Source organism: Mesorhizobium sp. M4A.F.Ca.ET.050.02.1.1 (assembly GCF_003997725.1).
Classification (GTDB): Bacteria; Pseudomonadota; Alphaproteobacteria; order Rhizobiales; family Rhizobiaceae; genus Mesorhizobium.
On record NZ_RZSG01000197.1, the window covers coordinates 1 to 8,611 of the forward strand.

General features: G+C 65.4%; 8 protein-coding genes. 4 read left to right on the top strand and 4 right to left on the bottom strand.

Annotated elements, in window-relative coordinates:
• Positions 1-549, top strand: a 549-nt coding sequence (locus EOA33_RS15295; protein ID WP_145989154.1) for a beta-ketoacyl-[acyl-carrier-protein] synthase family protein, incomplete at its 5' end; no start/stop codon positions are given.
• A gap of 150 nt (positions 550-699) precedes the next feature.
• Positions 700-1,404 carry a glutathione S-transferase N-terminal domain-containing protein gene (locus tag EOA33_RS15300; RefSeq protein WP_127405987.1) on the top strand — a complete coding sequence of 235 codons (705 nt, stop codon included), beginning with the start codon at positions 700-702 and terminating at the stop codon, positions 1,402-1,404.
• 29 nt (positions 1,405-1,433) lie between these two features.
• Here EOA33_RS15300 and EOA33_RS15305 read toward each other — a convergent pair whose 3' ends face one another.
• The 4 genes from EOA33_RS15305 to EOA33_RS15320 form a co-directional block, all read right to left on the bottom strand.
• Positions 1,434-1,754, bottom strand: coding sequence for a hypothetical protein (locus tag EOA33_RS15305; protein WP_126057061.1), 321 nt, complete (start codon positions 1,752-1,754; stop codon positions 1,434-1,436).
• Between the two features lie 99 nt (positions 1,755-1,853).
• Positions 1,854-2,474 carry a nucleoside triphosphate hydrolase gene (locus EOA33_RS15310; RefSeq protein ID WP_126057062.1) on the bottom strand — a complete coding sequence of 207 codons (621 nt, stop codon included), beginning with the start codon at positions 2,472-2,474 and terminating at the stop codon, positions 1,854-1,856.
• 82 nt (positions 2,475-2,556) lie between these two features.
• The gene (locus tag EOA33_RS15315) at positions 2,557-3,663 is read right to left on the bottom strand and encodes a hypothetical protein (protein ID WP_126057063.1); all 1,107 of its coding nucleotides are present in this window, start codon (positions 3,661-3,663) and stop codon (positions 2,557-2,559) included.
• Between the two features lie 325 nt (positions 3,664-3,988).
• The gene (locus EOA33_RS15320; RefSeq protein ID WP_127405988.1) at positions 3,989-5,905 is read right to left on the bottom strand and encodes a methyl-accepting chemotaxis protein; all 1,917 of its coding nucleotides are present in this window, start codon (positions 5,903-5,905) and stop codon (positions 3,989-3,991) included.
• Between the two features lie 535 nt (positions 5,906-6,440).
• Between EOA33_RS15320 and EOA33_RS15325 the strand changes: the two genes are divergently transcribed.
• Positions 6,441-7,325: a D-alanyl-D-alanine carboxypeptidase family protein gene (locus EOA33_RS15325; protein WP_127405989.1), complete on the top strand. Its 885-nt coding sequence runs from the start codon at positions 6,441-6,443 to the stop codon at positions 7,323-7,325.
• Positions 7,326-7,679: 354 nt separating this feature from the next.
• The coding region (locus tag EOA33_RS15330; RefSeq protein ID WP_145989155.1) for a DUF1003 domain-containing protein at positions 7,680-8,611 on the top strand (932 nt) is incomplete at its 3' end.

Genomic DNA, 8,611 nt, shown 5'->3' on the forward strand with positions numbered 1-8,611 from the left:
GGCCTGGTGCTTGGCGAAGGCGCCGGCATGGCGGTGCTGGAAAGCTATGACCACGCGATGGCGCGCGGCGCCACCATCCTTGCCGAAATCGCCGGCGCCGGCCTCTCCGCCGACGCCTCCGACATCGTCGCGCCGACCATCGAGGGACCGGAAGCGGCGATGCGCTTCTGCCTTGTCGACGCCGGCCTCAATCCGGAGGATGTCGACTATCTCAACGCGCACGGCACCGGCACCAAGGCCAACGACCAGATCGAGACGGCGGCGATCAAGCGCGTCTTCGGCGAGCATGTGCGCACGCTCTCGGTCTCCTCGACCAAGTCGATGCATGCGCATTGCCTCGGCGCCTCCGGCGGGCTGGAAATGATCGCCTGCGTGATGGCGATCCGCGACGGCATCGTGCCGCCGACCGCGAATTTCCGCGAGGCCGACCCGGATTGCGATCTCGACGTGACGCCGAATGTCGCGCGCGAACGCAAGGTGCGCACAGCGCTCAGCAACAGTTTCGCCTTTGGCGGCACCAATGCGGTGCTGGCGTTCAAGGCGGTCTGATAGCGTCGATCCCTGCCGGCTCATTTTTCGTTGACGGTCCGCCCCGCGCAACCGTGGCCGGCATATTGATCGAGGCGGACCCCGCGCCTAATTTTTGGCGACCCGCCACGACCCCGCCGTTCAGCGTGCATTCCCGTCCAGGAGCCTTCGATGACCGACCTGTCCGCCTTTCCGATCGCCAAGCGCTGGCTGGCCAAGTACCCCGAGCGCATCCAGCTCTATTCATGGCCGACGCCCAATGGCGTGAAAGTATCGATCGCGCTGGAGGAGATCGGCCTGCCCTACGAGCCGCATCCGGTGAATATTGGCAAGAACGAGAGCTGGACGCCGGAATTCCTGTCGCTCAACCCCAACGGCAAGATACCGGCGATGATCGATCCGAACGGCCCGGGCGGAGAGCCGATTGGCCTGTTCGAATCCGGCGCCATCCTGCTCTATCTCGCCGACAAGACCGGCAAGCTGATTCCCGCCGATCCCATCCGTCGCTACGAGACGATCCAGTGGGTGTTCTTCCAGATGGCGGCAATCGGGCCGATGTTCGGTCAGGTCGGCTTCTTCAACAAATTCGCTGGACGCGAGATCGCCGACAAGAGGCCGCTGGAGCGCTATCGCGACGAATCGCGGCGGCTGATCGGCGTGCTCGAAACCAGGCTCAAGGGCCGCAGCTGGATCATGGACGACGACTACACCATCGCCGACATCTCGATGCTCGGCTGGGTACGCAATTTGATCGGCTTCTACGAGGCGCGCGAGCTCGTCGGCTTCGACGATTTTCCGATCGTTGCGGCATGGCTGGAGCGCGGATTGGGGCGCCCGGCGGTGCAAAAGGGACTCACCATCCCGGCAAGGGGCTGATCCAGCTCGCCTGGAAGCGATCTCTCCGCCTACTTCGCCTTGGCTTTCGCGCCACCCTTGCCAATCACCGAAGCCGCGAGCCGCGCTGTGGCGGCCACCGCGCCGGTTGCAATGCTTGCCACGGTGCGGATCGGGCCCGACTTGGCGGCCGCCGGCTTGTGCGATTTCGGCGCCTTCACGGCGGCCTTGTGCACCGCGCCCGGCACCACCTTCTTGGGCGCCGCCTTGCCGAAGGCTGGCTTGGCATCCTTCGAGCGCTCGGCGATTGCCGGGCCGGCGCCGGTTTTCGCTTGGGTGGCCTTGCGCGGAGCTGCCTTGCCCTTGACGGGTTTTCTTGTGCTGGTAGCCATCGGACGAGTCCTTCAAACGACACAATCAGGATGTCGGCATAACGACCGGAAAGTCTTAAGGTTCCGCTCGGAAATTGCTGCAAATTGAACGAGTTCGCCTTAGCCCGGTTCGCCGATGACGAGATCGGCGACCCGCCGCCGGGCCAGCACGCGATCGATGTTGGGCATGTCGTTGGAGGCGATCCAGGCGCGGGCGTCCTCGTCGGAGCGACCATGGCCGCGCCAGCGCTCCATCAGGCGGCGCTCGAGCTCGCCCCGCGGCACGTCGACGAAGATGGTGAAATCGAACAGAGGCGCCAGACGGGACCAAGGCTCCTCGTCGAGCAGCAGATAATTGCCCTCGACCAGGATGAACTTGGTGTCGGCGCCAATGATTTCGGCCGCGGCGCGCGACAGTTCCATGCTGCGGTCGAACACCGGAATGGCAATGTCCGGCTCGCCCGAACGGATGCGCTTCAGCAGCGTCTCGAAGCCGCCGAAATCGAAGGTTTCCGGGGCGCCCTTGCGCCAGCGCAGGCCACGGCGGTTGAGCACGATATCGTCAAAGTGGAAGCCATCCATCGGCACGACTTCGGAAGCGCCTTCCGGCAGCAGGTCATGCAGCCTGCCGGACAGGGTCGACTTGCCGGCGCCCGGAGGTCCGGCGATGGCGACGATGAAGCGCTTGGCCTTGCCGGCGCGCTTGAAGATGGCGGCTGTGATATGGGCGATCTCGGACATCGGCGCCTTTCCGGTAGCGATTTTCGGCCACATCTTGGCGGCAGTCGGCGGAAATTTCAAACCCGCGCGGGATGCCCGGCGCTCAGGCCGGAACCGAGCGGCCAAGGCGCAGGAAATCCCCGTCGAAGGCGATCTCCCGAACCGTGCCGTCGGCACCGGCGATGCGCATGTGATCGCGCGCGGTCTCAAAGTCGCGCGGCGGCTCGCCGTCAGAGAAAGGCACGGCGCCGATGACGTGGCGGAAGGAAACGCTGCGGCCTTCGGCAAGCGCAAAGGCGGTGGCGACGCCTTCGCGCTTCAGCCAGTTGTCGCCGAGCGAGGCGGCATGGCCGACCGCGGCGCGGCCGTCCTCGATGCCGAGCACGCCGAGATGGCGGCCACTCCACGGCGCATAGTCGCGGCCGCCATTGCTGAACCACAGCATGGTGATGGGCAGTTCGGCCGCGTTTTTCAGCACCAGAACAAGATCCTGCTCGGCATGGCGCGCCAAAGCCGTCCAGCCCGGCCCGCCATGATCGGCCTCGACCAGCGTCAGGAAATCCTCGCGCCTGTCCTCCATGCGGTAGTCGGTGAGATCGGCGGTGCCGCCAGCGGCGGTGGGAAAATGCCGGAGATCGGCGGAGCGTGCAGGATAGGCGAGCAAGAAACGGCCGCGCGCCGGGTCGGGCTCCAGCGGGTCGGCCGGACTCGCCGCGTAGCGTTTCGGCGAGAAGGCGAGAGACCCGCCACCGCGCATCACCGTCATTGGATGGTGGGCGACGGAAATGGCGCCGGCGCCGCCGAAAAAGACATGCTCCTGATAGAGGAAGGGGTGGTTGTCACGCAGCGTCAGCACCTTGTCGACGCTGGCACCCATGACCTTGCGGCGCAGCCGGAAGCTGGCGCGCCAGCCATCGCTGATGGCGCTATCTTCAACCAGGTCCCAGGCGCTGTTGGCCGGCCAGCCATGCAGCGGCGCCTCCTCGACATCGGCGCGCGAAAACGGCGCGCAGAGGAAATCGCCAGAGAGCCGTACCGTGCCTTCCGGCAGGTCTTGCGGCAGGCTCTCGCGCGGCGCGCCGACCCAGGGCGCGCGATGCAGAGGCTGCAGGCGGCGGCCGTCGGCCTCGACCGTCATGTCGGCGATGTGGCCGACCGCAAGGTCGAGCGTGACCGAAATGCCCTTTGCCTTGATCGTGACCGTATCCATGCCTGTCACCCTCGCGAATCTTTGGCGCCAGCAAAGCCCGCGTGGTGTGCGAAGTGCAAGCGCTGCGAAAGGCATTTTGCATCAGAATGGAAGTCGGCGCCGCCCCTCATTGCCCTGCCGGGCATTTCTCCCCGTATAGTGACGGGGAGAAATGGGCTGGCCGCAGCGCCGGTGCCCTCCTGCAGCGTTGCTGATTGGCGAAACCGGCGATGAGAGCGCCCCTCTCCCCGTCACTATACCGGGAGAGAATGCCGGCAGGCAGGTGAGGGGCGGCGCCAACGTTAGAAAGGGTGCGGTAGGTTGAGACGCTACAAACGGGCCGCCCCTACTGCCTTTTATACTCCCTGACCGGCGACTTGGTGCCATCCGTATAGGTCACCTGCACCGACATCGACTTCACGCTGTCGGCGACCTTGAAATAGGGCTGGTAGTCGTAGGGGATGGCGTAGGGGTCCTTCTTGTCGCAGGGCGGCATCTTGATTTCCTTGTCGGGGGCGGCGCCGTCCAGGCCGTAATGCACCTCCTTGATGGCGCAGCGGTAGGACAGCATTTGCGTGAAATAGACCAGGCCGTTGTTGCCGCCGGCGTCGAAGGCGATCCACGAGGTCCAGAACTGGTCGAGGATCTGCTTGTCGCCTTGCTGCAGCGCCGAGTCCGGATCGAATCTTATGGCGAACGGGCCGGTCTCGCGGCCCCTGATGTCGAGATATTTGATGCCGATCGTGGTGGCCGTGGTGCTGTCCGGCAATTCGAAGCTCGAATTGGGCATCGGCTTGCCCGTCCGCTGGTCGTTCATCGCCATCAGCCCGGTGTCGGTGAACGGGCCGGTCTCGCCGAGGCGCCAGGAAATGCCGGTCGCCGCCTCGGGCAGCGAAATGGTGATCGTCCAGCCGGCATTGGAGCGCATCGGCGTCAATGTCGGGGCGAAGCGCTGCGGATCGAGCACGTCGCCGACGACGGCCAGCCGGCTGCGGCTGCGCTCCAGCCAGTCGGCGAGCTCCCTCTGGTCGACGAAATATTTGAGCAGCCCGCCATCCTTCTCGTAGGAGACGAACTTGGTCAGCGCCTCGGCCTCGCTGCGCTTGTCGGACAGCGACTGGCTACCGAGGCGATCCTCGGAAAACTCCTGCGCCAGGAGGAAATAGGCAGGCGCATAGTCGGGATGGGCCGCTATGAAGGTGTTCAGCTTGTCGAGACGCTGGGCATCGTCGAACTGCTCGAGATGGACGAGCTTGATCGCCGACGCCTTGGCCTTGTCGGCCAACTGGCCGAACACCTCGCGGGCGCCGGCCTTACCGTCCTGGACCCGAAGCAAGGTGGCGAAGCGCGTATAAGGGTCGATGGCGTCGACATCGAAGTTGGCGAAGGCGAGATAGGACCGCCTGGCGTTGAGCATGTCGCCCGACAATTCGTAGACGCGGGCATTGTGATAGTACTCATCGGGACGCTTGGGGTCGGCGATCGCGCCGCCCTGCGCGGCGAGCGCGGCAAAGCCCTTGGCGATGGTGTCGATGGAAGCGGCAATCTGCTCGGTCGTCGCCTGCAGCTTCTCGGCCTGCGCGGCCGCCTGCTGCTGGCCGGCGGCCAGCGTGTCGGTGGTCTGCTTGACCGCCTCGACCGCCTTCTGGGTTTCGGCGCCCTGCTCGGTCTGCTGTTTCTGTGCCGAGGCGATCTCCTCGGCCTTCTGCGCGACGGTGTCGGTCGATTGCTTGACCGCCTCGACCGCCTTCTGGGTTTCGGCGCCCTGCTCGGTCTGCTGTTTTTCGGCGGCGGCTATCTCCTGCGTCTTCTGCGCCACCGTGTCGGTCGATTTCTTGACCTCCTCGACCGTCTTTTGCGTCTCGGTGACCGTCCTTTCGATCCTGGCGACCTTTTCGGAGACGATGCCCAGCGACTGCTGCAGCTCGGCCACCGCCGGCACCAGAGTGGCGATGATGCCGTTCTGCGAATTCGTTTCCTGCTGCACGGTATAGACGCCGCCGGCGATCGCCGCCGCACTTGTGGCGAAGATCAGCGCCGGCATGGCCTTGGTCGCCAGCACAAGCCTCAGCACGATGGCGATGGCGATGATCGCGGCCGCAACGGAAGCGACGAGCGCGATATAGGCGGCGAACGGCCCGAGCGGGTTGAGCACGTCCGACACCGCGCCGCTGACGAAAGCGACGCTGCCGGCCCATTTGCCGGTGCGGCTGAGCGATGCCCGGATAAGAGATGGTGCGGCGGCGCCGATGTCACCTGTCATGTCGATCCCCCAAACCAAATCCGCGCGCATGGTAGCAGCGCGGCCCCGCCGGGAAAACAGGACAGCAAGCGGGCGTTTTCGGGGCGGTGGGGTGTGGGAGGTGTCTACCGACGAAGTGATAGCTACGAGCGGCAAGGTATAGCGCCGCTCGCGCAGGAATCGCCAATTTGCCGATGTTGGCGCCGCCCCTCATTGCCCTGCCGGGCATTTCTCCCCGTATAGTGACGGGGAGAAAGGGGCTGGCCGCAGCATTGGCGCCCTTCTTGCAACGTTGGTGATTGGCGAAACCGGCGATGACAGCGCCCCTCGCCCCGTCACTATACGGGGAGAGGGTGCCGGCAGCCAGGTGAGGGGCAGCGCCGGCTTTGGTGTCGTTCCGAGCCCGTCGCCACCCTTAAGCTGTTGAGACAGCTTTGAGACCCCCGTTAACCAGTTGGACGCAGCAATCGGCTTAGGCTAGGGTCCGGCCCTCTCAGCAACAGCCGGATTCGACTTGCGCCTGTCCGACCCTTTCCCGCTCCTCCAGAAGATCTTGATGGCGTTCGCGCTGCTGGCGATGGTCGCCGGCTGCACCACCGTCGCGCCGGACAGTGTATTGGCGGTGCCGGCGCAGCCGCAGCGCTATGCGGCGATCGTCGTCGATGCGCGCAGCGGCAAGCAGCTGTTCGAGGTCAATTCGACGGCGCAGCGCTATCCGGCCTCGCTGACCAAGATGATGACGCTCTATCTGCTGTTCGAGGCGCTGGAGAGCGGCCGGGTGAGCAAGGAGACGCAGATCCCGGTTTCGGACAATGCCTCCCGGCAGCCGCCGACCAAGCTGCGCTTCAGGCGCGGCGAGACGATCGACGTCGATTCCGCCATCCGGGCCATCGTGGTCAAATCGGCCAATGACGTGGCGGTGGCGGTCGGCGAATATCTCGGCGGCTCGCAGGACCAGTTCGCCGCCATGATGACCACCAAGGCGCGAAGCCTCGGCATGACGAGCACCTCCTTCCGCAACGCTTCGGGCCTGCCCGACGGCAGCCAGATGACGACGGCGCGCGACATGGCGGTGCTGGGCATGGCGCTACGCAACCGCTTCCCGCAGCATTTCCACTATTTCTCCGAGAGCGACTTCATGTTCCGCGGCCGGCTGGTGCGCGGCCACAACGACATGCTCGGCCGGGTGCGCGGCGTCGACGGCATCAAGACCGGCTACATCAGGGCCTCCGGCTACAACATCGTCACTTCCTACAATGCCGACGGCCGCCAGCTGATCGTGGTGGTGATGGGCGCCGAAAGCGCGCGCCAGCGCAACGACCATGTCGAGGCACTGATCCAGCGCAGCCTTTCGCCGATGGCGGCGGATGCCAAGACAAGGCTGATGTATGCCGGGCAGCAGCCGACGGGGTCGGCGCTTCCCGGTTTGCCAGAACCGTAAAAGCTTCGAAACGCCGGCCCGAGGCACCCCCCTCTGGCCTGCCGGCCATCTCCCCCTCAAGGGGGGAGATTGGATGTCGCGTCGGGTTTCGCCCACCTCCAACGTCAATGAGGGGCGCGGCGCCAAGGCTGCCGATCTCCCCCCTTGAGTGGGAGATGTCCGGCAGGACAGAGGGGGGGCGCGAAGGATCACCACCGATCTCAACCTTGCGCCGCCGCATTCCGCGACCAAGTCACAGCCCGCACCACCCCCATCACAACAACTTGTTCGGTCACACCAGTTACACAGTCGCGATGGATATGCCGCGCCGGCTTGGCGTATCGTATCGCAGAAGCCGAAACAGGAGCACTGACCATGGCCGGCGACCCGAAGGCGCAGAAGACGGAAGACGACGAAACCCACTCGGCCGGCGAATATCTCGAGGCCTCCACCTTGCCGGAAGACCTGCACGAAGCGGCCGACGAGATCCTCGAAGCGCCGGAGGTGCCGGATTCCGAGCCCGCCCCGGCCGGACCTGCCGCATCGCGGGTAAAACCGAAGAAAAAACCGTCGGCGATCAGCGGCCGGAAATTCCGCAAGCGCGACCTGGTGCGCATCGACGATTTGCGGCCGAGCCTTTCCGACCGCATCCGCGCCGACCATCCCGACCTGCCGCGCGGCGCCCGCATCAGCCGCGAGGAGCTCGCCCGCTACCGCATGCGCTACATGGAAGAACTGCTGCAGCAGGAGCACGGCGAATTCTCCGAGCTCGACCGCCAGGTGGTCGAATCGATCGCCAGGCAGGACACGATCTCGGAAAACTCGGAAGAGGAGTTCGAGGAGCACCGCTCGTTCGCCGACCGCGTCTCCGACTCGATGGCCGAGTTCGGCGGCAGCTGGTGGTTCCTGATCTCGTTCGCCAGCGTGCTCTTGATCTGGATCGGCATCAACCTGTTCGAGGGCATGGCGGGCGCCTTCGACCCCTACCCGTTCATCCTGCTCAACCTGATGCTGTCCTGCATCGCCGCTATCCAGGCGCCGGTGATCATGATGAGCCAGAAGCGGCAGGAAGCGAAGGACCGGCTGCGCTCCTTCAACGACTACCGGGTGAACCTGAAGGCCGAGCTGGAAGTGCGGCACCTGCACGAAAAGCTCGACTACCTGATCTCGCGCCAATGGCAGCGGCTGGCGGAAATGCAGCAGATGCAGCTCGATGCCATGCACGAGCTGACAGGGGCGAAGAAGGTGAAGCGGACGGCGGGCGGGGTGCGGCGGCGGGCGGCGAGGAGCGAGGCGGCGGGGGGAGG